General features: G+C 50.8%; 15 protein-coding genes. 6 read left to right on the forward strand and 9 right to left on the reverse strand.

Features of this window, described 5'->3' with window-relative positions; all coding sequences use genetic code 11:
• Positions 1 to 9 precede the first annotated feature (9 nt).
• Entirely contained in the window at positions 10 to 2,082 is a 2,073-nt protein-coding gene (locus CRP01_RS14155) for a S9 family peptidase (RefSeq protein WP_099150705.1), read from the reverse strand.
• A gap of 167 nt (positions 2,083 to 2,249) precedes the next feature.
• Here CRP01_RS14155 and CRP01_RS14160 point away from each other — a divergent pair, with 167 nt between their 5' ends.
• Positions 2,250 to 3,713: a S1C family serine protease gene (locus tag CRP01_RS14160; RefSeq protein ID WP_099150706.1), complete on the forward strand. Its 1,464-nt coding sequence runs from the start codon at positions 2,250 to 2,252 to the stop codon at positions 3,711 to 3,713.
• A gap of 9 nt (positions 3,714 to 3,722) precedes the next feature.
• On the opposite strand, the gene CRP01_RS14165 is transcribed toward CRP01_RS14160, so the two are convergent.
• The 3 genes from CRP01_RS14165 to CRP01_RS14175 form a co-directional block, all read right to left on the reverse strand.
• On the reverse strand, positions 3,723 to 4,478 hold the full coding sequence (locus tag CRP01_RS14165) for a sulfite exporter TauE/SafE family protein (RefSeq protein WP_099150707.1): 756 nt from the start codon (positions 4,476 to 4,478) through the stop codon (positions 3,723 to 3,725).
• Between the two features lie 236 nt (positions 4,479 to 4,714).
• A complete protein-coding gene (locus CRP01_RS14170) occupies positions 4,715 to 5,689 on the reverse strand; it encodes an SMP-30/gluconolactonase/LRE family protein (protein WP_099150708.1) in 975 nt (324 codons plus the stop codon).
• Positions 5,690 to 5,839: 150 nt separating this feature from the next.
• Entirely contained in the window at positions 5,840 to 7,252 is a 1,413-nt protein-coding gene (locus CRP01_RS14175) for a hypothetical protein (RefSeq protein WP_099150709.1), read from the reverse strand.
• Between the two features lie 366 nt (positions 7,253 to 7,618).
• On the opposite strand from CRP01_RS14175, the gene CRP01_RS14180 reads away from it, so the two are divergent.
• Together CRP01_RS14180 and CRP01_RS14185 are read left to right on the forward strand one after the other, a co-directional pair.
• Positions 7,619 to 8,602: a T9SS type A sorting domain-containing protein gene (locus CRP01_RS14180; RefSeq protein ID WP_170110368.1), complete on the forward strand. Its 984-nt coding sequence runs from the start codon at positions 7,619 to 7,621 to the stop codon at positions 8,600 to 8,602.
• Between the two features lie 364 nt (positions 8,603 to 8,966).
• The gene (locus CRP01_RS14185) at positions 8,967 to 10,415 is read left to right on the forward strand and encodes a DUF4382 domain-containing protein (protein WP_099150711.1); all 1,449 of its coding nucleotides are present in this window, start codon (positions 8,967 to 8,969) and stop codon (positions 10,413 to 10,415) included.
• A 777-nt stretch (positions 10,416 to 11,192) separates the two neighbouring features.
• Here CRP01_RS14185 and tnpA read toward each other — a convergent pair.
• From tnpA to CRP01_RS14200, 3 genes are all read right to left on the reverse strand, one after another.
• Positions 11,193 to 11,654, reverse strand: coding sequence for an IS200/IS605 family transposase (gene tnpA / locus CRP01_RS14190; protein ID WP_099150712.1), 462 nt, complete (start codon positions 11,652 to 11,654; stop codon positions 11,193 to 11,195).
• A gap of 548 nt (positions 11,655 to 12,202) precedes the next feature.
• On the reverse strand, positions 12,203 to 13,474 hold the full coding sequence (locus tag CRP01_RS14195; protein WP_099150713.1) for a DASH family cryptochrome: 1,272 nt from the start codon (positions 13,472 to 13,474) through the stop codon (positions 12,203 to 12,205).
• A gap of 615 nt (positions 13,475 to 14,089) precedes the next feature.
• Positions 14,090 to 14,728, reverse strand: a complete 639-nt coding sequence (locus CRP01_RS14200) for a response regulator (protein ID WP_099150714.1) — start codon at positions 14,726 to 14,728, stop codon at positions 14,090 to 14,092.
• A 616-nt stretch (positions 14,729 to 15,344) separates the two neighbouring features.
• On the opposite strand from CRP01_RS14200, the gene CRP01_RS14205 reads away from it, so the two are divergent.
• The 3 genes from CRP01_RS14205 (at position 15,345) to CRP01_RS14215 (ending at position 21,693) form a co-directional block, all read left to right on the forward strand.
• Positions 15,345 to 17,399 (forward strand): tetratricopeptide repeat-containing sensor histidine kinase, encoded by a 2,055-nt coding sequence (locus CRP01_RS14205; RefSeq protein WP_099150715.1) that lies wholly within the window; start codon positions 15,345 to 15,347, stop codon positions 17,397 to 17,399.
• 238 nt (positions 17,400 to 17,637) lie between these two features.
• A complete protein-coding gene (locus CRP01_RS14210) occupies positions 17,638 to 21,246 on the forward strand; it encodes a CheR family methyltransferase (RefSeq protein ID WP_099150716.1) in 3,609 nt (1,202 codons plus the stop codon).
• An 18-nt stretch (positions 21,247 to 21,264) separates the two neighbouring features.
• Entirely contained in the window at positions 21,265 to 21,693 is a 429-nt protein-coding gene (locus CRP01_RS14215; protein ID WP_099150717.1) for a response regulator, read from the forward strand.
• A 49-nt stretch (positions 21,694 to 21,742) separates the two neighbouring features.
• On the opposite strand, the gene CRP01_RS14220 is transcribed toward CRP01_RS14215, so the two are convergent.
• Together CRP01_RS14220 and CRP01_RS14225 are read right to left on the reverse strand one after the other, a co-directional pair.
• The gene (locus CRP01_RS14220) at positions 21,743 to 23,362 is read right to left on the reverse strand and encodes a sulfatase family protein (RefSeq protein ID WP_099150718.1); all 1,620 of its coding nucleotides are present in this window, start codon (positions 23,360 to 23,362) and stop codon (positions 21,743 to 21,745) included.
• 125 nt (positions 23,363 to 23,487) lie between these two features.
• Entirely contained in the window at positions 23,488 to 24,411 is a 924-nt protein-coding gene (locus tag CRP01_RS14225) for an alpha/beta fold hydrolase (RefSeq protein WP_099150719.1), read from the reverse strand.
• Positions 24,412 to 24,852 lie beyond the last annotated feature (441 nt).

Genomic DNA, 24,852 nt, shown 5'->3' on the forward strand with positions numbered 1-24,852 from the left:
GGGATATGGTTATTCCTTTAGATAGCGGTCGATGAACTGGAACGTAGTCCGGTAGGCATCCAGCCAGTTGCGGTGCAACAGAAATCCGTGGACCTCATCGGGAAAGATCAGTTGCTCAAAATGTACACCCTTTTTCCGGAGGGCTTCGATCATATCCACCGTTTCGCTGAAGGGAACATTCCGGTCATCGTCGCCGTGGATGAACAGCACCGGATCCTCCCAGCCGTCTACATGCTGCATCGGGGAAGACTGGAAAGCCAGTTGGGCGATCTTTTCGTAATGGGTGGAATCGTACCAGGAAGCGAAAGTCGGCAATTCGGTATTCCAGTTGTGCACCCCGTGGATATCCACCCCGACGGCAAAGAGATCACTGCGCTGCCCCAATCCGTGGGCGGTGAGGTAACCGCCGTAGCTGCCGCCCCAGAGTCCGATCCGGTTGCCGTCCACATCCGGTCGGTCCCGGAGGTATTCCGCCGCACCGATCAGATCCCGGACTTCACTGGCACCGCTTACGCCGTAATCCTGCGCTTCGCGAAAATCCAGTCCGTAGCCGATACCACTGCGGTAATTCAGCGCCATGGCGATGTAACCCCGGGAGGCAAAATACTGACTCAGCGCGTAGGCATTGCTGTAGTAAGAACTGTAGTGAAAACCTTCCAGCATCTGGCGGCGACTACCGCCGTGGAGGAAGATAACTGCGGGATATTCCCGTCCCGCTTCGTAATCTCCCGGAAGAAAGATCTGAGCCGGTACCTGGAGGCCGTCCGTAGCCGTGACCTTTACCGTCTCCGGGCGGACCAGCCCATTCGGAAAATCCCGCGGGAACAGGCGGGGAGCCAGATCGCGGATCTTTCCTTCGGATAGCAATGCCGGCCAGGCCGGTCGGGTAGCCGAGGCGTGGAGCATGGCCAGGCCGCCGGCCGTCAGTACCGGGCTCCATTCGATGCCCGCGCCCTCGGTAAGCAGTTCGGGTTTCGGATCGCGGATATTCACCCGCCAGAGATGCCGCCGGTTGATGTCCCCGATGTTCGCGGTATAGTACAGGTACTGTCCGTTTGCATCCAGCCGGGCATTCTCCACCTCACCGTCACCGATCATCAGCGGATTGACCACTTCGCGACGGATGTCCAGCGCGTACATATGCACCCAACCGGATTTTTCCCAGGGAAAGATCAGCTGATCCTCCGCAGCCCAGAGCAACTTATTCTCCATGACGGGCAGATTGCCCACGAAGACGGAGCCGTCTTTTGGGTCGGCCTTCCAGACTTCCGCAGCAGTCTTATTATCCATACGCAGCACCCGGATACTCCAGGGGCTGCCTTCCCGCCGGGGTGTGAAGGGAACGGAAACGCGTACATTAGGTCGACGCACGTAGGCCAGGCGGTCGCCGGCCGGGCTCCAGACCGGTTCTCCGTCATTGTCCGCGGATGGATCCGGGTACCACAATTCCCCGGAATCCAGATCGTAAATGCCGATAAAACTGTGATCTCCCCGGCGACTGACGAAAGCCAGTTGACGGCCCTCGGGGTGCCACCGCAGGTCGCCCTGGCTGCCCCGGGCCAGAAACAGTTGCCGGGCCTCCTTGCCGGTCTCCGTCAGGTCGGCGGTCCACACCTGCCCCTTCTGCAGGAATACCAGCGTTTTTCCGTCCGGAGCAATACTGGGTGATGCACCTTTGGCCACGGAGCGGGGCTCTCCTCCGTCCACGGATACCACCCAGATCTCCTGGCCGGTCTCTATCTGCAATTGTGCCGGATTTGCCGACTGGCCGCTCCGATTGGTGCCGTTGCCCCGCACGTAGATCAGTTGCCGGCCATCCGGCGTGAAAGTGAGGCTACCCAGGGCAATGCCTTCATCGCCCGTATAGTTCGTAAGCTTTCGGACCTCGCGGAACTGATCGCCGCCGGCCAGGTAGATGTTCCGTTCTCCGCGGTCGTTGAATACCCAGGCCAGTAGTTTCCCGTCCGGTCCGGCCGTCAGGTCACTCGGGAAAGGAGCGGAGAGTAATTGTTCAATGGAGATCTGTGCCCGGGAATGCAGCGCAAAGCTGAAAACCAGCACGAGGAAGAGTAGCTTTTTCATACCGCCGAAGCTCTATTTTGGTAGATGCTCAAGATAAAAATATTCCACGGGCAATCGCTTCCCGTCCGGGGTAACTTTTTCCCGTTTGTTCAAATAGAAAGTCAAGAACGGGTGAAGGAGGTCTGTCCAAATCCGTATATCGTCCAAGTTCCAAACACAACACGGCTATGAGATCCATTTCCTGCATATTTTTACTGACCACAGCTCTGTTTCATACCCTTTGCGGCCAGAATGATCTGCCTCCGCTGGAGCGTGCCCTTTCGGGCATTGTCACCATTGGGGTATTCGATGTGGATGACAACGATAAGGTATTGGGCTTTGCCAATCCGCAGCCTTCCTACGCCGATATTGCGTACGAAAAGAACCTGAACATGGGTGATGTCTTTTCCAACGGCTCGGGTTTTGTGATCGATCTGGACGGCAAGTATTACATCGTTACCAATGCCCACGTGATCGATGCCGCTTCCCGGGATCGCGGTGCGGTTTACGCCTTCAGTATCAACCGGACCAAATACCCGGTACGCATTCTGGGCGGTGACAGCTTTTACGATATTGCCGTGCTGGAATTTGACGGTGAAGAACCCGGGTCGGAGATCCTGCCGATGGAATTCAGCGAGCAAGAGGCCCACCTGGCCCAAAGGGTCTACGCCATCGGTAACCCGCTGGGCAATTATCCCTATTCCATTACCGAGGGCATCATCAGCGGGAAGAACCGCCTCTACCACCGGCCGACAACCGGCCGTTTCGGTTTCCTGCAACATACCGCCACCCTGATCTGGGGTAACAGCGGAGGACCGTTGGTCGACGAGAATGGAAAAGTTGTCGGGGTAAATACTTGGATCGAGACCCGGAATAAAAACGGTCAGAATTACCTTTTTTCCCAACTCAACTTCGCCCTCGAAGGGCAACGGGCGGCTCAACTGGTCAACAGTATCCTGGAGAACGACGGCCGTCTACGCCGGGCCTACCTCGGGCTGGAGTTTGCCTCCACTACCCTACCCTCCGAACCGGACGGAGCTCCCTTTATTAAAAGTGTACTGGCGGATAGCCCCGGCTACGAAAGCCTGCAGGACAAAACCGGCTATACCGTCACCCGGATCAACGGGGAAACGGTACAGACCCTACAGGATATCGTCCGCATTATGGAAACTATCGCTCCGGAAGATACCGTTCGCCTGAAACTGAAAAAGGGGCTTACCAGTCCGGAAATCGTGGTGCAGGCCAACGAACTGACGCCGGATGAACTGGAAGCAGTCGCCAGGCATTATTTCAAAAGTTATTCGGATTACGAACCGGAAGAAGATGCCTCCGGTATTGCCCTCAAAGGCACCAAAGGTTATCTCCGGCTGGAACGTTTCAAATCTGCCGGTGAAGGAGAGAACTGGGCCAGTTTTGAAGTGGTGGAAGGAAAGCAGCAGTACGGACTGGCCGGTCTCGGCGGCATGAGCAAACAGGGTACGCTGGCGTCTTATCAGGCCAATTCCCTGCGGGATCTCGGAGCCATCATTCGTCTCAGTACCATCGAAGGGCACCTGGGAGCGACCATAGTCGAGGAGAAACAATACGCCGGCACCATCCGCTTTTATATGGAAGATGATGATTTCAACGAAGTAAAGGTGCTGTATTACTGATCTCCCCGATCAGGAGAAAAGTAATTTCAGGGCAGCGATCAGGGTTACGCCGATAATGAGGTAGCGAAAACTCCTTTCGGCGATCCGGCCCACGATCTGCAATCCGATCAGAAAGCCGATAACGATAAAGGGGATCGCATATAATAAGGTGAGCAGTGTGGAGGGCTGGATGGTCTCCCAGACCCAGATGTGAAATGGCAGCTTGACCAAATTGATCAGAAAGAAAAACCAGACTACCGTTCCGATAAATTCTTTCTTCGGCAACTTCAGCGCCAGCAGAAAAATAGCCAGAATAGGACTGGAAACATTCGCGATCATGGTACTGAAACCGGTGATCAATCCAATCGTATTGGCCCAGAAAGGCCGCCGGATCTTTTCGGCGGGTTGCCGGGACACGGCGGGGAAAGCCATCAACGCCAGGCAGCCGATAATAATGACGGCGATGATATCTTTAAACAGAGCATCGTTGATATAATTACCGAGGATCACCCCCAACAGGATCCCGATCACGGCCGGCCAGAACAGATTGCGGATGATATCCCGCTGCCCGTACCGAAAATAGTGCCGTATCGCCAGCAGATCGGCACTGATGAAGATCAATAATACCAGGCCGGACGAGGTCTTCCCACCCAGAATGAGGGCATAGACAGGCACAATAGCCATGCTCAATCCCTTGATGCCGGCTTTTTCCACTCCAGCCAGTACGGCTCCGAGCGCCAGCCAGAATAATTCCGATGTTGCTAGTTGGGCGATCTCTGTGGGCAATGGTGGTGGGTTGTGAGGTGGTAGGGGTGAGGTGTCAGGGGCGAGGTTGGAGGGGTCAGGGGCGAGGGGTCAGGAGAGGTGAGGAGTCAGGGGTGAGAGGGGTCAGATGTTTGATTTGGGCGTTTGAAGCCAGACAAATGGCTCTGCCCCCCTGAAATCTGACACCTGACACCTCGCCCCTCCCCCCTCACACCTGACACCTCTCACCTGACTCCTCTCACCTGACTCCTGCCTCCCTAATCCACCCGTACCACATTAAATTCAATTCCCTCCGCCGAGCTTTGGGGAGGAGCGACATCAAATCGGGCATTTACCGCATAGAGCGTTCCGCCGTGCCGGGTGACGGTGGTTGGGATCCGGAAATCATCGTCGGTAAGGATGTCTTCCACGCTTCCGGTAAGGTAATCCGTGGAGAGTTTTACCTCTGCGATCTGATTCAGGAAATTCTGTACCACGTAGAGGGTTTTACCTACCAGGAGGATACCGTCACCATTATTAACAGAGTCACCGTTCAGGTCGATCAGGGTAGCGTCGCCCGTTTCGGGGTCCACCAGGTAGAGGTCACCGGTACCGCCGTTGACGACGATGAGGGCGGTGCCGTCCGGAATGGCTTCGATGCCGTTGGCGTTGAAGTTTCCGGGAACGAATTCAAAGTCTCCTCCCAGTTCGATGGCTTCCACATCTGCAGCATCGGCCGGGCTACCGGTTGGTCCCAGCGGCACCTTATATATATATGGTGTAAAGGAATCGGTAAAATAGGCCGCATCTTTGGTCACGATCACATCGTTGACGAAAGCGCCGCCAAAATCATAGCTCACGACTTCCGTACCGGTACGGGTATCTACGATGTATCCCGTGCCGAAACCGCCGCCGGCCACAAACAGGTATTTCGTGCGGCTGTCAAAAGACATTCCAACCGCCGTATTGGCGCCGTCGGGCGTGTAGAATACTTCGCCGCTGCCGGTGCGGAAATCACCCCGGTAAATAGAGCCGTCCGCCAGGGAACCGACGTAAAAATCACTGCCGGTACCCGCCACGATGCCTTCCGGTTTGAATCCGTCCGGCAGGGGGATAAGGTCCGGATAGGATTGCCGGTTTTCCAGGGTCGTTGCGTCGGTGGTGGTCAGAGCCGTTTCGTTAAGACTGTCTCGCTGGCAGGCGCTGAACAGCAGGGCCAGTAGCAAAAAGGGAAAGATAGTTTTGTGTTGCATGTCAAGGTTTTCTAGGTTTTATAAATGTATTGGCTAATAGGAAATGGCGTTTGGGGGGGAAGTGTTCAAGGTGGGGGTGTTTTTTTTGGGGACGGTTGAGGGTTGAGGGTCGAGGGTGGACGGTCTCCTGGATTTAGTGGGTGGTTGTATTTACAGGGAGCGGCCGTTTGCTTCCCAGATGCCGTACAACCAGGAGCGATCCGTGAGGGGTTGGGTATTTTGAATGGAATTGCCGAGTCTTTTCCACTTTTTGGGGTTCCGGCGCATCAGTTGATGTAACAGATTGCAGAAATTGAGGTAGGTCTTTTTCATGGAGGCCGACATCTTCTTGTTGCGTCGCAGGAAAACGCTGAAGGAAGCCAGTAGCGACAGCAAAGGCTCATCCGCATCCTGTTCGTAGTAGGTCTTCAGCATCATGACCCGCGAGCCCAGGTGGTAGTGCAGGTCCGTGAAGTGAAGCTGGTTGAGGTGAGTCAGTACTTCGTCGTAGGCTTTCTTGTGGTAGTACAATTCAGCGAGGTTGTAGTGTTCGGCGTCTTCCCGCAGTTGGGGCGGCAGACTGGATACGTGCTCGCGGATAAAGGTCTCGATCCATTCGTAGCGTTGCAATCGCAGGGCCAGTTTGACCACATTGGAATACGTCCAGTGCGAGAGGTAGGCCTCATCGAAGAGCGACTTGTTCTCGATACCTTTTATATATAGGTCCAGCATGATGGAGGTATACTTTTCCCCTTTGCGAATTTTAGGCGCACAGTAGTTAAGGGCATAGAGATAGATCTCCCGTCGGGTTTTCTGATCAATGCCGAGTGCGTAGCGCTCCATCAGTTCCATGAGCTTTTCAAAATGTACTTCCTCCTCCGGAAAAGATAAAGACAAATAGATGTGCAGATAGATCTCGATGAGCGGATCGATATCCCGGCGATTGCTCAGATAGGATCTTACCTCATCGACAAAGGTCAATTGATAATCCGCCGAAATGATGGCCTGGCGGTTGAGCATTTCGCAACTGTATTTGAGCTTGTGGAAAAAGTAGAACTTGTCGAGCTGATCGGAAACCATCTGCAAACTGGGATCAAATTTCCGGATCTGCTGACTGTAGAAGTGATCGGTTGCCACCTTGGACAGGCGATAGCGGTAATAATAGCCATCTCCATCCTGCCGCTCGGTCTCTTCCAGGGCCTGGTTGGTCTTTTTGTGCAGGTAATTATAGTGTTTATCCAGCTTGCGGTCCACAAATTGTTCCAGCATGTGGCAATTCACCAGCATATCGTCCTTTTCGTAGCGCTGGACCGCCAGGAAGCGCTCCCCCAGTTTGAGCAGATAGTTCATCAGGTAGGCCATTTGCTTCTTGTCAAATGCCTGACCACGGAATACCGACTTAAATACGACTTCTTTCTTAATTTTATCGGCGGGAAAATTCGGGGCCAGTGGTTCCAGGTATTCGGCCAGGGCAATAAGGTCTTCGTTCTTATTGTAATAAGGAGAAGCCACAAACTCGCAGAATTGGCGGAACTCGTTGGGTTCAAAACTTCCCAATAGCTCAATAAGCTTGCTATTTTTCATAGATTCTTATTGTTTTTTTTTGAACTTTCTCATTTCTGCCTGAAAAAACACCAATAACATATTAAAATAAATATAAATTATCAAAAACACAAAACACTGTAAAACAACAACTTAACCAACAACTAAATTTGATCATCCCGCAAACAGGCGAAAACAAATTTAGTATTTTAAACTGAAAAAACACGAAAAATGTATTTGTCACGCTCCATTCTCCCCTCTATATTTGTATCAGAATTACAAACAACAGTACCATTGCGGAACATAATCTCAATAACAATTATAATCCTGTGGCAATGTACCACCGCCCTTGGGCAGCAAGTTTGGCCGGGCGACATCAACAACAATGGTATTGTAAACAACATTGACGTGTTGTACTGGGCAGTAGCAAACGGTTCAGAAGGAGCCGAAAGAACAGACGCTACTACCGAATGGGTGGGACAGAACTTACCCACCACCCCCTGGGGAGAAAGCTTCCCGGACGGTTTGAATTTTGCCTACGCCGATTGCAACGGAGACGGTGTCGTGGATGACGCTGACAAAAAGGTGATCGAGGATAATTTTGGAAAGGTACACGGCATTGTAATGCCCGACAACTTTCTGACAGGTGATCCGGAACAGGATCCTACCCTGGCGCTTTCCTCGGACATGCCGGTACTGGCTCCCGGAGCTACCCTGAAAGCTGATCTGAGCCTCGGCTCCCAGCTGGATACGGTTTTCGGTTTTTACGGCCTGGCTTTTACCGCCACTTACGATACGAATTTCGTAGCCGACCGGGGCAATTCCGTTACCCTGGATATCCTGGAAGACACCTGGATGAGTGGAATGGGGGTTGAAAAAGTGATCAAATTCATTAAGAATGACCGGAAGAACGGTATCGTCCAGATAGCGGTTGTCCGTAAGGACGGCAACGAAGTGACTGGATTCGGAGAGGTTGGCAGCCTGAATATTGTGATGGAAGACATCGTGGTCGGAAAATCCGACATCGTGGTGACGGATATCAAAACGACCAACTACAACCTGCTGGATTTTCAGGTAGCACCTTCGGATCTGCGATACGAAGTAGATACCACCCTGACCCCGGTAATTCAACCCATTAAGACCAGCGGAATCAACGTTTACCCAAACCCGGCCTTCGATCAGATCAACATCGAACTGGAGGACGCTCAGGAAAACATCCGGCACCTGGAATTATTCGATGTTAACGGACGCCTGCTGCAGGAACGGGATGTGACAACCGGCACCAATCAGGAAAAAATTAACATCAGCCAATACCCAAGTGGTATATACACGGTAAAGATATTTTCGGACCGCGGATTATACGTAAGAAGCTTCGTCCGGAAACACTACTAGCAATAGTAATCCCATGAATTTTTTTGAAACCCAACAGTTAGTACTGAAACTACTTTTTTTTAACCCCGGAAACCGTTTTTTTTAATCCCATGAATTAACATAATCCCGAAACGTTTTTTATTCCCATGAACTACTTTTTATAATCCCGTGAACATTGTTTTTAACATTTCGTAATCCCATGATTTTTTAGCTGAACATTGAACAATCCCTATGGTCATTTCCCAAGACCAAATTTTTTGACGACGACCTATTTTTTTTTAATCCCATGAACATTCCCAGGGCTACCAGACCCGGTAGCCCTGGCTTTTAAACCCCAAATGAACGAACAACGTCCCACAAGCTGATAACAAATTATAGTCCAAACATGAACGCAAGAAAACTACTCTACTTTTTACTGGTACCCCTGGTACTGGTATCCTGTGATCCGGAAGCATTGATCGACGAAACGACCACGGAGATCGATGCCGTAACGAGCCTGAATATTCGTCTCACCGACGCCCCCATCGAACTGGATGAGGTGAATATCGATCTCCAACAGGTGATCATCAAAGGCCCGGAAGGTTCCCAGGAAATCCCCCTCGAGACCAATGCAGGTATTTATAACCTGCTGGATCTGCAGAACGGAATAGACGCCCTCATCGCCAATGCAGATCTGGAACTTGGTCAACTCACAGAAGTACGTCTCGTACTAGGAGAAAACAACACCGTAGTAGTCGAAGGGGAATCTTTCGAACTGAAGATCCCTTCCGGTAGCCAAAGCGGCCTGAAGATCAAGCTATGCCTCGATCTGACGGACACCCCGCAGTACGATCTCATTCTCGATTTCGATGCGGCCCAATCCGTCCATCAGACCGGTAACGGCAAGTACATCATGAAGCCGGTGATCCGGGTCATGAATCCGGATGCACAATGTGCGGACGAGGACGAGGAAGACGAAGAGGAAGAAGATGAGTCCGGCAAAGTGGAATTACCCGAATCGGTTACCGAATGGCTGGATGAAAATTACGAAGGGTATCAGTTCAAGGCTGCTGCCGACACCCTCTGCGACGGCACGGAGATCTACGCCGTGACGGCCATGAAAGGCAGCGAAAAGATCTATCTGAGTTTTGATCTGGACGGCAACTTTCTGCAAAGTGCAGTGAAGATCGATGAAACCGAACTGCCGGAGGCCGTTACCACCGCCATCGCGGAAGGTTATCCGGACTATACGATCAGCAACAACAAGAGTTATAAAATTGAAAGGGCAGATGCCGCTGTATGGTTCAAAACGAGAATTAAAAATGACGCAGGCTACCTCGAGGTAACTTATACCGAAGACGGCACCCTGGTCTGCGGAACCGAAGTCTCCGATGATGATGGAGACGAGGACGAGGACGAAGATGGTGAAGAAGAGGAGGAAGAAGAAGACGAAGAAATCACCATCGACGATCTGCCGGAAGCGGTAGTGGACTTCCTCGACGAAAATTACACCGATTACGAATTTACCATCGATGCCCAGACTTTTTGCGATGGTACCGAGATCTATCTATTGAAGGGAGACAACGGATCCAATACGATCCTGCTGTATTTCGATCTCGACTGGAACCTGTGGCAAAGCGCTACCTGGTTCGACGAAGCTGAGCTGCCCACTGCGATTCTGGAAACCCTTGCAGTCGATTACGAAGACTACAAGATCATGAACAATCAGACCTGGGAGATCGTCAGAGCCGACAGTTCGCTCTGGTACCGGGTCTACCTGAAAAAGAACAATAGCAGTGAAAAGATCTACGTCATCTACGCGGAAGACGGGACTTTCATCTGCCAGGAAGAATAAAATGTGTGGATAGAGTATCTCTGTATCTAATGTGAATGTAGTTGTTCCTCGCCGGCCTGTTTCGGCAGGTCTGGCGAGGTAACAAATTTTTCACCGCCACAGTGACCATCCCGCTAAGAAAAAGTGAGAGATTTATTAAAGGTTTGATTTTAAGGTTCTTTTGAAACTTCTGAAAGCAACAATTCTAGAGAGTGAGGACGGATAGAGCATGCAAATTATTTTTTTAACCCAAATGGACTCATTGACTCAAGGGTTACACATAATAGACCTCACTCTTCTCGAACAGCCTTGTAGGGACCAACCTGCGGGGCTGTTTTCTTTTTAGTGCCTGGGAAATGAGCTTGGGGCCAGTTTTTACATTTCGTACCTGACGGCACGAATACGACATTTCCTAATTGACTACCTACGTTTATTACCTATGGGACTTTGCTATGTCCGCAAGTTTAAATTTGTAGAGAGCAATTCTATTCCTCCTGAAATTAAAGTGCCATATACTTGCCAATGTACCGGCAGGGACCAGATCCGGGTAGCAAAAAACAATGAACAATCTGTCCCCGTGCCTTTAAGTACGGAATATGTTATTCAATCGATTTAAACACAAATTATGGATACCAATATTTCATTCCTAACGGAACACACATCTCACACCAGTAGCAAGAAGTTCACATCCTCCTAAAATTTGGAAGCGACCTCCTAACCATTGTCCCGTCAGGGACCAGATCTGGGTAGCAAAAAATGAGCGAATGATTGTCCCCGTGCCTTTAGGTACGGAATATGTTATTCAATCGATTTGAAAATGAACCGCTCCTCGTATTCAATTTCGAATGCTTTTAAAAAATCCAGATATTCTTCCGTAAAGCTTTTTTTACGATGATGTTCTTCCTGATTTTGAATATACCGAATAACTCGGGGCACTTGCGACTTAGCATATGAAAAGGCACCATAACCGGCCTGCCAGGAGAATCTGCTTTTGGTAAATCCCCTTTTATTAATCCACTCCGAAGAATCTCCCTTAACTTTTTTCATCAGGTCTGAAAGTGATTGGGCAGGCCGCATCCCGATGAACAAGTGGACGTGATCGGGCATCCCATTGACCTGTAACATTTTGTGGCCATGATTTTGTACAATGCCCGTTAGATACCGGTACAATTCTTCACGCCAAGCAGCTTGGATTAAAGATTGACGATCTTGGACAGCGAAAATGGTCTGTATGTGAATTTGGGTATACGTGTTTGCCATTGATCGGTTTTTACATTTCGTACCTGACGGCACGACTACGATATATCTAAATGTCTTTGCTACCCATATTTCGTCCCTACCGGGACCCTGCGTCGCCAGCAGTAGCAATCAGCTATCGAGAATATTATGATATGCTAAAATTAAGGAAGATTTTCTTTCCCTTATCCCGTCAGGGAGATAATCGGGTAGCAATAAACAGTGGACGGTTGTCCCCGTGGCTTTAAGTACGGAATGAAGTATTCCAAAAATTTAAATATACACTTTTGCTAGCTACAGCCCATCCCTAACGGAGCACCGTGTTGCCCGTCAGTTTTAAATATCTAGCGAGGAAGTAAGACATATAATTATCAACGTCTTGGCAGGGACCAGATCTGGATAGCAGACAAAAATGAACGATCTGCCCCGTGCCTTTAGGTACGGAATGAGAAAAACAGCAATTCCAACGGCAATAGCAATAGCAATAAGCCAATATCAGGCGAAGAGATTAATAATAGACCGAACCGTCGCCATTTATTTGCTATTGAAATTGGGCTTGAGATTGCAATTGATCAGCCCTCCCCCCACAGCTCCCGGTAATCCCCATGCTCATCGTAGCGTTCGGCCTGTCGTTGGGTATTGAACACCCGGTCCCGCGGGTCATTGCCCACTCCGGCGGCGTAGATCCAGTTGCCATAATTACTCGTCACATCGTAGTCGATGAGCCGGGATTCGAACCAGGCCGCTCCCACGCGCCAGTCCTGCCCGAGCTGATGCACCAGGTAGGAAGCGACGTTCTGGCGACCGCGATTACTCATAAAACCGGTCTCCTTCAGTTCACGCATATTGGCATCTACAAAGGCGTCGCCCGTAGCGCCGTCGATCCAGCGCTGCACGGTCTCCGGCCGGTAATTCCAGTTTTTCGTTTTGTCTTTGATGCCTCCCGGCAGGAAGATCTTTTTGCCGTAGCGCATAGCTGTGAATTTGAAAAAATCGCGCCAGAGCAGTTCAAATTTCATCCAGTAGGTAGACTGGTTCTTCTCCACTTCCGCTTCGTAGCGCTCTACTTCCGCGTAGATCGTACGGGCGGACAGACAGCCCTGCGCCAGCCAGGCGGAAAATTTACTGGAATAATCCGCCCCGATCAGGCCATTCCGTGTCTCCTTGTAATCGGAGAGTTGCCGGGTATCCCAGAGGTAGTGCCGGAGTCGATCCGCACCGGCCGTCGCTCCGCCCCGGAATGCCAGCACGCCGCGTGGATCGGGGGCTACCCCTACCCTCCCGAGATCCTGCACACTCGGTAGATCAGCAGATTCCAGGGTCGGGCTCGAAATGATCTCCGGTGCCGGTAACGGCGATCTTATCTGACTGTACTTTTCAACCTTTTTGCGGAAGTTGGTGAATACTTCCGGTAGTTTTTCGATGGCGAAGGGCAGATCGTCCGGATGGATCATCGGGCTGTTGTGAAAATAGCTCACCTCCACTTGCTCCTCCAGGGCTCGTTCCACGGCGATCTCCTCGAAGGTATACTCCTTGCTGCAGTATATCCGGTCACACTGATATTCCCGGGCCAGTTCGGGCAAGATAGCTGCCGGGTGGCCGCAGCGGAAGATCAGGTCACTTTGCTTTGCGCTAAGCTGCGTTTGGAGATCCTGCAGACTTTCCAACTGGAACTGCAGACGAAAAGGGCCCGTCCGGGGAAAACCCCAACGGTCCGTCCCCAGCCACTGTTCGTCCAGAATATATACCGGGATAATTTCCTCGCAATCCTGCAGGGCTGCGTGCAGGGCAAGGTTATCAGCTAACCTTAGATCGGTTCTAAACCAAAGTAGTCCGCGCTTCATTGTTTGGGTTTTGCCTGAAAAGTTTCGAGTGCAAAACAGGAGAAGCCGGTTTATGTTTTGGAAAGATCAGCTGATTCGAGAATTGTGCTTTTGTGGGCGCGTTTTCAGAGGCAAAAAAAACCAGAACACCAAAGAGTGTTCTGGTAAGATGATTGTACTATCCTCCGCATTTAACTACGATGTAAGACCATTCGGTCAATTTCTTTAGCTTCTAATATGCTTAGCAAAATTTTCTAAGTAAGCATGAGAGATAGCACAGGGTGTATTCATAGTGTATTACGATCAATGCTTAGAAGCTTCAATTTTTCGGACTGTTGAAAAAGGACTCAGGACTGCTTTAAAAACCTCACCGGGCTGTAACGTGCAGCAGATGGGGCTACTTTTGGACTTTTCCGGCAACAGAGGTTTTAAAACAGTCGCTTATAATTAATCCGGTTCAATAATGCGAAGTTAAACTACAGCACCGTCAAAGGCAGAAAAATGATGCTACATGATCATGTAGGAAGGCCCGCCTATTAACCGGTTTTGTCGTTCAAATCTGGCAAAAGGCTCCAACTCCTACATCTTTATGTAGGGCCTGTGAAAAAACGCGGACCGACCGACCTGAGAGTAGACCTATTCCGCGAAAAGGGATATTTTACCGTCTCGGTATAGTTGAAAAAGTTCAGACCTGGAATTGATGTGTAATTTCCGGTAGATATTCTTAATGTGGTATCGGATCCCGTTGATGGATACATTCATTTCTCCGGCGATCAGTTTATAGCTTAGGCCATCCACCAGGAGCTGAAGGACATGTCCTTCTTTTTTGGTAAGCATTTTACAGGATGGTCCCTGGGGTTTCTGATTAAAGTACCGAATGATCTTCAGGGCAATTGCCGGAGACAGGGCCGGGATGCCCCGATGGGTATCCTGTAGGATCTGTTCGATCACGGACAGGGAGGAATCTTTGAGCAGATAGCCGGATGCCCCGTTACGCAGGGCCTGAAAAACGGACTCATGATCTGCAAAAGAAGTGAGCATAACAACCTGTACGTCCGGGGCCATGGTCAATATCTTGGGTAGGGCTTCAATACCGGAAATGCCCGGTAATCCGACATCCAGGAGGATCACATCCAGGCCACCGCGAAAATACTTCAGAAATGCCTCAGCGGTCCGGCAGGACATTTTACAGTCCAAAGAGGCCGATCGCTGAAAAGCATCCTTCAACTCTTCCAGCACCAGCTGATCATCTTCAATTAAACCGATCTTAATCATCGCAACGCGTTTTTGAAAATTACATGGCCAATGGGGGCGTTGAATGCGGAGGAATTCAATTCACATTAATAAGGACTGTATGTTTCTGATTGGTCACAAAAAGATAAATAACGATTGTTGCTGGTTTTCATCCGTTATGATCAGAATATCCCCCTGGTAAACCCAACTTATACTCAAATGAAGGTTGAATTTCTATCTTGGTGGTTCCGAAACAGCAAAAGCCCGTCACGGGTGAATCACCGCCTTTCAAGACCAATCTATAATTTGCATCGGCTCCAGTCAGATAACATTTAACCTGCATTTCGTTCCAGATGCGTCGCGGCCCGGCTTATCAAACGCCCGGCAGAAGGTGCATCGGGAGCTAAAGGGCTACCTCAGATCAGGGTCACACCTTCCCTAATCCTTGCGAGGTTTATCCGGGTCTTGCTTCCTGTACAATGCCGGGGAGTGAGACACCAGACCGGATGATCTGAACCACATAACAGCTTAATTTTCCCGACTTAGAAACGGGACTGTTTGTGCATTCGTATCAGTTAAATCCTTTACAGTTCAGGTCATCCTACCGGAACAAACCGGTCTGCATCCTGGCATAAATGAAAATTGAAAACATGAGTCGATGAAGCGGCTTAAACGTCATATAGCGTTTATTGCCTTTTCCGCGTATAGCAGGATCAGCCTACTCAGTTGCCTGGTGGCGATGGGGGTGTTCCTGCCTTCCGGGAATGCTCAATCGGATGTACAACTGGAGCAAGTACAGCAATTATTGCAGCCGCTGGCCCGGCAGGAGCAACATACCACCGGACTGGTCCAAAGTATTTCCGACCGGCTCGGCGTGCAGGATTGGGTCGTTCTGCAAACCTACCTGCCCCGGATCAAGGCGACGGACAACCGCAAGCAGCGTCTGGATATCATTTACGATTTTGCCCGGGGAATTTTTTACGCCAACGACAACCGACAGGCTGCCGCTCTGCTTATGCATCAATTACTGGAGGAAAAAGAGATCGGGGTACTCACGGCCAAGATCTACCTCCTACTGGGTTGGATCGATAAACGGGAACAGGCCCACGAAACGGCAATAGAACAGTTTCGGGAAAGCATCCGTATTCTGGAGGCCTTCCCCGATTCGGCCACCTATGCGGAGAGCTGCAATTTGCTGGGTAGTTGTTATCTCGACGTCCAGGAATTCATCCCGGCGGTCGATTATTTGTCCCGCTCTATTCACTACGCCGATGCCGTCGACAGCACCTACCGGTACAAGATCCTCTACAATATGTCTTTGCTTTACAACCGGCTCGGCGATACCACCAGAATAAAAAATACCCTGAAGGAGGTCATTCAGGGCAGTGAACAATACGATATACCCCAACTGGAGTTACTCGCCTACATGGGGCTGATCTCCATGTATCAGAAATTGAATAATCATCAAAAAATAATCGAGCTCTGCCGGGAGGCTATCGACCTGTCCCAGTCCCGAAAAGTTTTCCGGAGCATCGGCTATGTGTACTACCACCGGGCGATGGCCCAACTCGCGCTCGGACAGACGGACAGTGCGCTGGTAAGCGCCCGGGAAGGCCTGTTCATCAGCGAGCATCTGGATCAGAAGCGGGAGATACAGAATTGCCATTTTGCCTTATCCAGTATCCTGTTTCAGCAGCAACATTACCGGCGGGCGCTCTCCCATCTGGACACCATTACGCCGGACGCCGAAGCAACCGCCAACCGCCAACTCCTGTTGCGGGCCCACGAGCTTTACGCCCGCATCTACTATCAGCTAGGCCGTTACCGGGAGGCGTACGATCATCTCCGGCTCAGCAAGGAGATGGACTACGAGATCAATCATCCGGAACAGGAGGAACTTCTGCAGGCCCAGGTGAGCCGTTACGAATCCCAGAAGGATGTTGCCGAACTGCAACGCCTGAAAATGGTGCAGACCGAAACGGAACTGAACCTGCAAAAGACCAGGGCAACCCGCAACTTTATCCTGGCCTTTTCCATCATTTCTCTCCTTTCCCTGCTGCTGGTCTTCAACAGTTACCGCTTCCGGAAAACCCGGCAGATGAGTCTCCTGAAGGACCGGTTCTACCAGGACCTGCACGATCATGTGGGCTCATCGCTGACGCGGATCAAGCTGTTGCTCGCCAGATATATCCGAAAGTCGCAGCCTTCGGAGGCCGAAAGAAAAGAACTGGACCGCATCCGCGAGATCAGCAATCGCGTCATGTTCGATATGTATGATCTGCTCTGGTCGCTCAATTCCGATAAGGAGTTGCTCTCGGATATGTGCGAACGCATCAGCGGGCACCTGGAACACGCCCTGGCCCCGCTGGACATCAGATATACTTTCCGGCACGACCAGGCCGATCCTAATTTAAAATTAAATGCCTCTCTCAAAAATCACCTCTACGGCATATTTAAGGAAAGTATTAACAATGCCATCAAACACGCTGCACCCCGGGAAATTCAGGTATTACTCAGTAGCAGCCGCCAGCCCAAAAGGATACACCTTTCCATTATAAATGATATTCATATCGATGCATCCGAACTGAATAGGGACGGCGCCGGGACCGGTCTTACCAATATGGAGAAGCGTATCAGAACCCTAAAGGGCGAGATGAAGACCTACCAGACTGAGCATCAGTTCGAATTGCAGATTAACATAATGGTCAAATGATCATTTATTCATTAAAAATTTTCTTAATTTTACCGACATACTTCGCTTAGCACAACCAGATTCTACACCGTTTTTTGTTCCTATCTTTTAGATTAATATCAAATATTCTGCAATTATTAAAGTTGCGGGGGTGATATTTATTAATTTTGACTAGAACTAACTATCCCTTTTATAGCGCTTTCAATAACGGCTTTTTGCAATTGGGTATCCTATACCCGGACAACACCATTCGATTTAAATGACTGAACATCCAAGCTCAGAACAGTCCACAACTGCTAATGACTCAGGGGTAGCAATTGTCGCAATCGGCGCTTCGGCCGGAGGCGTCTCCGCGCTGAAGACCTTTTTTGAGAATGTCTCTCCCGAGTGGCCCTTTTGCTACGTGGTCATCCAACACCTTTCATCGGAACACAAAAGTCAGATGAAAGAGATCCTGCAAAAGTGTACTACCCTTCCCATCGTACAGGTAAATGAAGAATCCACGCTGCAGAAAGGTTACATCTATCTGATCCCCCCCGGAAAACTGCTGAACCTTTCGGACCGGGAAAAACTGGAGGTCAGCCTGCGTCCAGACAAACCGGATATTAATAAAGCCATCAACTTCTTTTTTGTCACGCTGGGGAAAGTGCTCAAAGAAAGAGCCGTTGGGGTTATCCTTTCGGGTACGGGCTCTGACGGGCTGGAAGGTGTAAAAGCCATAAAGGATAACGGAGGCTTTGTGATCGTCCAGCATCCCGAACAGGCGGAATTCGACGGCATGCCGCTCAGCGCCATCAGCGCGATCGAACCCGACGACATTCTGCCGGTAGAAAAGATACCGGATCGCATCCTGGATCATTACGAATCGGATACCGTTCATTCCGCCCGTTTTAACTCGATCGGCGAAAAGGCCATTTTCGATCAGATCCTGAAATACATCAGCGAACTCGAAGGGGTCGATTTTTCCAAATATAAGGAAGGTACTCTGTACCGTCGGATCAAAAGGCGGATGAATATTGCCGAGACGCCTACCTTCGAAGCCTATTTTTCCTATCTCAAGGAAACGCCGGCCGAGAGTGATGATCTTTTTGACGAATTCTTTATCGGGGTCACCGAGTTTTTCCGCGATCCGGGCAGTTGGGACGGACTCCGCAGACTGGCCCTCTCGGACATGATCAAAACGAAAGTAAAAGAAAAGGACCTGCTTAAGATCTGGTGCGTCGGATGCTGCACCGGTGAAGAAGTCTATTCCCTGGCCATCCTGATCCGGGAAGAACTCCAGCATCTGGATGCCGATCTGGATGTAAAGATATTCGCCACCGACATTCGTAAGGATTACATTTCCAAGGCCAGTCAGGGTATCTACCTCAATGAGGAACTCCAGCAGGTACCTTCCAAATATCTCAATCAGTATTTTACGCAGAAAAAGGATGCCTATAAGGTACGCCGGCAGATCCGCGACATGATCATTTTCAGCAAACATAACGTGATCCGGGACACCCCCTTTCACAAGCTCGATCTGGTCACTTGCCGCAATATGCTGATCTACCTGAAAGGCGATACCCAGCGCCAGGTGATCCGTACTTTCGAGTTTTCCCTGCGACGCAATGGCGTCCTATTCATCGGCAACAGTGAGAACATCGGTAAATACGCCGATTCGCTGGAATCCGTAGACAAAAAAGCCCGGCTGTTCCGTAAGGTGAGGGAAACTGTCGGCGGACGTACCGAACTGTTCTCCAACTTCGGGACCTACAAAGATTCCAAGTCTTTCCAACCATTTATTTCCGAAAAAAATGTAGTGGAATCCAAGATGTTCAAATGGACATCGGAGGTCATTGCCGAAGAACTGGGCGTGGTGGGTATGTACATCGACGAAAATTTCAATATCCTGCACGCCTTCGGCAATTTTTCCAACTACGCCAGCCTGCCCTCGCAGGGATTCACCACCAACCTGCTAAAATTGCTGCAGGAGGAACTGATGCTGGCCGTCCAGATCAGTGTGCGCAAAGCCGCCCGTAACGACGAACAGATCAGCTACAAAAACATCAAATACGAGATCGAAGGGGAAGTCAAGCTCATCGATCTGATCGTAAAACCGGTTGCCGAGCACCGTACCAAATTCGACAAATCCTATTTTCTGATCTTCAAACCGGTGGAAGTTCCCACGGGTATGGTCAACGTATTTAAACACGAAGATCTCAGTGCCGAGAACTCCCAAAGCGTCATTGCGCTGGAAGAAGAACTGAAATACACCCGTGAGCACCTCCAGGCCACTATTCAGGAACTGGAATTCAGTAACGAGGAACTGCAGGCGACCAACGAAGAACTCATCTCCGCCAACGAAGAATTGCAAAGTACCAACGAAGAACTGCAAAGTCTGAATGAAGAGTTGCACACGGTCAATGCCGAACACCGCGAAAAGATCGAGGAACTGGCGGCGATCAATGCCGACATGGACAACCTGATGGAAAGTACCAAGATCGGTACCATCTTCCTGGATCGCAAACTGTGTATCCGGAAATTCACACCCGCCATTACCGCCCAGTTCAACATCCGCTACGGAGATCTCGGAAGGCCCATCAGCCATTTTACCAACAATCTCGGAGATCGCTCTTCCCAGTTGCTACAGGCCGATATTCACGAGGTGATCATCAAGGGCAAAACCAAACAGTCCGAGATACTGACCAACGATAACGAATGGTATATCCAACGGATCACGCCTTTTATTAACAGTAAATCTGTAACCGACGGCGTGGTAATTTCGTTCATCAATATTACGGAACTTAAAAATGCGGAACTGGAACTTCGTCATTCCGACGAAAAATTCCGGTCCATTGTCGAGGGCACAAAAGCCTATATAACTATAATTGACCTTAAAGGATTGGTTTTGTATTCGAATAATGTGCTGGAAACTTACAGCCTGGATACCTTTATCGGATCCCTGCTTTACGACTGGATGGACCCAGAGCTGGCCACCCGTACCCGGCAGATCGTAGCGGAGGTGATCACTACCGGCCTTACGTCAATCTACGAAAACAAACACCTGGATCCCGAAGGGAACGCCTACTATTTCTACAATGTAGCCAGTCCTATCTTTGCCAAAGAAAGAGTCCATTCCATTGCGATCATCAGTAACGATGTGACGGAGATCAAAGAACTGCAGAACGAACTGATGCGGCAGAATGAAGAACTGGCCCGCCGCAACCAGGAACTCGAACAGTTCGCCTTCATTTCCAGTCACGATCTACAGGAACCACTCAAGACGGTGACCAATTTCACGCAGCTGGTCGCCAAGAAATACCAGAACCAGTTGGATGAAATGGGCAAAAAGAGCCTTTCGTTCATGCAGCAGGCTACCGAGCGTATGAGCACCCTGATCCGGGGGCTGCGGGAATACAGCCAGCTCCAACAGGCCCGGCACAACACCGCCGTAGACTGCAAACAGATCCTGGACGAAGTGGTATCCAACCTGGGTTCAACCATTGACAAAAAGGAAGCGATCATTGAGATCGGTCCCATGCCGGAGCTTCAGGGCCACGCACCGGACCTTTATCTCCTGTTTTCAAGTCTGCTGAGCAATGCGCTCAAATTTCAGCAAGCTCATATCCCCCCGCATATAGTTGTTCATGCTGTCGAAGAGAAAGATCACTGGCAATTCAGTGTACAGGACAACGGCATCGGTATCCACTCCGAGTATCACGAACAGATATTCGGCATCTTTCAGCGTCTCCACAAGCAGGAGAACTACGAAGGTACCGGTATCGGCCTGGCCTACTGCAAAAAGATCGTAGAGTTGCACGGTGGCCGGATCTGGTTAAAATCACAACCCAATCAGGGCAGCACATTTTATTTTACTGTACCACATTAAGCAAATTTTACACCCAAGATGAAAAACACAAACATTCAAAAAGTCCTGCTGGTGGATGACAACCCGGCGGACAACTACTTTCACAACATTATCCTTTCGGAGGAAGAATTTGCCGAGGATATCATCACCCACGAAAGTACGCTGGAAGCGCTGGAATACCTGCAAAAGCTGGGTCAGAAGCAACCGGACATCATCTTTCTGGACATCAACATGCCGCGCCTGGACGGCTGGCAGTTCCTGAAGCGTTACGAAACGCTGTTTCCCCGGATCGCGGATCGGTCGATCATCTTCATGCTGACCACATCCATCAACCGGGAAGATGAAAAAAAGGCCGACAAAACGGGTATGGTAGCCGGCTTTTTCAAAAAACCGCTGGAACCTAAAGACCTGGGTGCCATCAAAGTGAAGATCAACAACCCCTCCCAACTCGGCGCACTGGCCGAATGACCCTTACCTTTTTCGTACATCCCTTACAACAACTATCTTTTAAAAACGCTTATTCCTCCATCCAGTCGGGCCGGGGAAAATCCCGCATGCGGCTGTAGCGCGGATAAGAGTCAAACAATTCCGGATCCGGTCCCACCACCCGTGGGTCGGAGGTGTTTTCCAGTTGCTGCTGCAGAGCAGCTTTCAGGCGCTGCTCCACGCCCTCCATTGAAGCTTGTCCGGCCAGATTTTGCAGGCAGGAGGGATCACTTTGTATATTGAATAGCTCAAACTCGGGCCGTTTGCCGTAGGCCCAGTCAAAATATTTGCGCAAACTGTCCACTTCGTGGTGTTCCACCAGGAAGGATTTGGTCGGGCAGGCGTCCACGTCGGTAAATGCCCATTCCGAATGGTGTTTACCTTCCTCATCGAGCCCGTAGAGGGGCCAGAGTTCCGATTCGGTGTCTTCCTTGATCCGTTGGGGTGCACCCGCCGGCCAGCGTTGCGGCCGCTGGTTCCAGATGAGCAGGTGCTCTCCGTCGCGGATGACCCGCTGCGGATAGCCCAGATTCTGGTAGCGGGAGGAAGAGTGCCTTTCCCGCCCGGAAAGAGCGTAGCGGCGGGATTCGTCCACCTGTCCGGTCCGTTCGCTGCGCAGAATATTGACGAAGCTTTTCCCGGAAATGGGCAACATGCCTTCCGGGGAAGTCTGGGTGAGTTCGAGAATGGTGGGCGCCAGATCAACAAAACTGATCCGATCGTCTACAGCTCTGCCGGCAGGAAACCCGGCCGGGTAACTGACCGCCATCGGCACGTGTACGCCGTATTCGTAGCCATTGGCCTTGGCCCGTGGGAAAGGCATTCCGTTATCCGCCGTAACGATCACGATTGTATTTTCCAGTTCTCCGATGCTGTCGAGGTGTTCCAGCATACGCTCCAGGTGGAGATCGAACCATTCGATCTCTACGGCATAATCCAGCAGATCACTGCGTACGACCTCCGAGTCCGGGAAAAATTCCGGTACCTGGACATCCGCTAATTTTTTACCGCGGCGCAGTCCGGCTCCGTCTTCGTAATCGCGATGGGGTTCCGTGGCGCCGTACCAGAAAAAGAAAGGTTTGTCGGCTTCCCGCTGGCTTAAAAAGTCTTTAAAGTTGGCTGCGTAATTGATCGTATTGATCTTTTCGGCAAAGCGCTCATCCCCGTCGGTACCCGGCTCGTAACGGATGGTGGAGAAGGCGGTACCGGCCGCATTCCCTACCCGCAGATCGTCCTCTTCGGATTTTCCGTATTCAAAGGGACCGACTCCCTTGCCGGTAAATCCGGTATGGTAACCATTGGCCTGCAGCAGATCGACAAAAGGCACGTATTTCTTCAGCCAGCCGGCGGCATGCTGCCCGGCCTGTTCGTTCTGCCAGTGGTACCGTCCCGTCACAATCGAACTGCGCGAAGGTGCACAGCCGGGCGAGCCGGCCAGACAGTTTCGGAAAAAAATCCCATTTTTTGCAACGCGGTCAAAAGCCGGTGTTTGCACGAAGGTACAGCCGGCAAAACTGGTATGAGCAAACGACTGATCGTCACTGATGGCAAACAGGATATTGGGGCGGACGGCGGTCGTTTCCTCCGGAGACTCCGACTGACAGGAAAATAACAAGACTAAAGCAAACAAGGGAAGCCAATGCCTGATCATAGTGGTTGGTTTTCGTAGTGGTTTCTGACAATTCATTACTCCTTCGACGAAAATAAACCGAAGCTACCATCTATGACTCCCCCTGAAATTGCAGAATTATGGGTTCCGCCCGGGCCAAACCCGGACTATTCGGTCAACTCTCCGGCAAAAGTGTTCAGATCTTTTGCGAACAATTCGGGCCTTTCCCAGTGCAGGCCGTGTCCGGTATCTTCGTAGACCAGCAGCCGGGCGCCGGCGATCGAATCCTGCAGGATCTGCTGGTCCGTCATAGGTGAAAACACGTCCCGGTCCCCCCAGAGGATCAGGGTGGGTATCCGGATCGCCGGAAGTTCTTCCCGGAAATCGGCCGTCAGCAAGGCCGTCAACGCCTGTTGCCACACTTTGGCCGGCACTTTAGCGGTCTCGGTAAGGACCTGTTGAAAAAAAGGATCGGGCACGGAGCGGTGGAGGGTACTCGCCTGAAATTCCTCGATAAATTCCCGGCCGACGGGGTCTTGCAGTTCGTCGACGGCACTTTTAAAGTTTACCAGGTCCGGTTTGTCCAGAAAGCTGGCAAAGGCTCCGGCTAGTACCAGTCCCCGGCAGCGATCGGGATGGTCAATGGCAAACCGCTGGGCAATACTTCCGCCCATGGAATGCCCCACGATAATGGCGCGATCGATCTGTTTCTGGTCCATAAAAGCCAGTACGTCTGCCGAAAAATCCCGAGGTGTAAAGCTATCGGCTTCTTTACCGGACTCCCCGTGCCCGCGCAGCGAAACGGCATACACCTTCAGGGAATCCGCAATATGGGGCAATATAAGATCGAAGGAGTGCCGGGAATCCGTAAAACCGTGTAGGAGCAGGAGCGGAACGCCATCGTCCGGGCCCTGTTCGAAGTATTCCAGTTCCGGCCTGCCGGTCAGCTGGATCCGGCTGATCTGGTGGTCTGGGGAGGAGATATTTGCCGATACCGGCAAACTATTTACGGCGGCTTGTTGCGGGGCCGAAGACTCACAGGCAATCAGCCCCAACAGACCGCAAAAGAGCGCTAATTCGTAAATTTTCATTGGTGATGGCGTTTTTGAAGTTATCAGTTGCCGGCGAAACTAGCCCCGCCGGCTCGCATCAAACGCATCACATGAGTAGCCCTGCTTATATTTTGAGCAGTTGGGACGAAATGAACATGAGTCATGCGAATCAGGGGTTAAACTTGAAATCAATGTGCCTTTGGGCACAAAATGTAGGTAGCAAATTGACCATTTCCCGGCTTAGCGTGCCGTAGGTACGCCATGTGAAACCATATTGCGTACCTACGGCACGCTGAACCTCCCAAATTATTGGATGGGCTACCTATAGCTCGTCCCTACGGGACTTTTAACTCCTGATTCGCATGAGTCATCGTACATTGCGATTGAACCCAAAATAGTGAAAGAATATTAGAATAAGAGTAGGAAGAGCGAGATAAGGCCGATGAGTCACCTGCTTCAAAAAGCCGTTCGGGATGTAAA

Source organism: Flavilitoribacter nigricans DSM 23189 = NBRC 102662 (genome assembly GCF_002646595.1).
Taxonomy (GTDB): domain Bacteria; phylum Bacteroidota; class Bacteroidia; order Chitinophagales; family Saprospiraceae; genus Flavilitoribacter; species Flavilitoribacter nigricans.